Below are 1229 nucleotides of genomic sequence, written 5' to 3' on the forward strand. Positions count from 1 at the left end.
TGAATCGCCACGGATAATCTAGACACTTCCGAGCCGTTGATAATACTGCTTTTCATATTCTGTCGGTGACATCTGATTGCTCGAACCATGCCGACGCTTACTGTTATAGAACATTTCGATGTAATCAAAAATATCGCTGCGGGCTTCTTCCCGCGTTCCGTAGATCTTTTTCTTTATCCGTTCGCGTTTCAGCAACTGGAAAAAGCTTTCTGCAACCGCATTATCGTGACAGTTACCGCGACGGCTCATGCTCCCCTCCAAGCCGTGTGCTTTTAGGAACGACTGCCACTCATGGCTTGTGTACTGACTGCCCTGGTCCGAGTGAACCAGCACCTGTTTTTGGGGATTACGCCGCCATACAGTCATCAGCAGTGCGTTCAGGACAATGTCCTTTGTCATCCGTGATTGCATTGACCAGCCGATAATTTTGCGTGAGAACAGATCAACAACCACAGCAAGATACAGCCAGCCTTCGTGGGTCCTGACGTAGGTTATGTCCGTTACCCAACGCTTATCCGGAGCATCCGGATTGAACTGTCGCTGGAGCCTGTTGGGCGATACGATACTGGCCTCGCCTTTGCGTGCCCGCGGGCTACGGTAACCGACCTGAGCCTTTATCCCGGCACGATTCATCAGTCGCCAGACTCTGTTCACTCCGCACTGTTGCCCGCTATCCCGCAAGTCCAGATGGATCTTGCGATAACCATAAACGCAACCGGACTCCAGCCAGAACTGTTTGATCTGTCCCGTCAGTCTCAGATCTACCTGATGGCGCTGAGAATACGGTTGCTTAAACCAGGCGTAAAAGCCACTGGGATGAACATCCAGCACCCTGCAGAGCAGACGAACAGGCCAGCAACGGGAGTTGTCACGAATAAAGGCGTACCTCATTCGGACAGCTTTGCGAAGTACGCCGCGGCTTTTTTTAATATGTCCCGTTCGTCAGTAACCCGCTTCAACTCCTTCTGGAGTCGGCGGATCTCGGCCTGAGCATCTGACTGTTCTTTATTAGTGGATGAGTCCGGACCGTACTTCTTTATCCAGGCGTAAAGGCTGTGGGTGGTGATATCGAGACGTGTTGCAACGCTGGAAACAGAATGACCGCGATCAATAACCTGTTTGACTGCTTCAATTTTAAACTCTTCGGGATAACGTTTACCGCTCATGGGCACCTCTCTTTAAGTCATCTTAAATGACTCCGAGGTGTCTGTTAAACCCGTGGCGATTCA

The 1229-nt window shown here is 50.9% G+C and carries 1 protein-coding gene; it reads right to left on the bottom strand.

Features of this window, described 5'->3' with window-relative positions; all coding sequences use genetic code 11:
• Positions 1 to 18: 18 nt before the first annotated feature.
• A protein-coding gene (locus tag M2403_RS24860; protein WP_259231256.1) for an IS3 family transposase occupies positions 19 to 1166 on the bottom strand; the annotation gives its coding sequence in 2 pieces (ribosomal slippage) (positions 19 to 929 and positions 929 to 1166; 1149 coding nt in all).
• Between the last annotated feature and the right edge of the window lie 63 nt (positions 1167 to 1229).

The sequence above is a fragment of the Rahnella sp. BIGb0603 genome (assembly GCF_024808755.1).
Taxonomy (GTDB): domain Bacteria; phylum Pseudomonadota; class Gammaproteobacteria; order Enterobacterales; family Enterobacteriaceae; genus Rahnella; species Rahnella contaminans.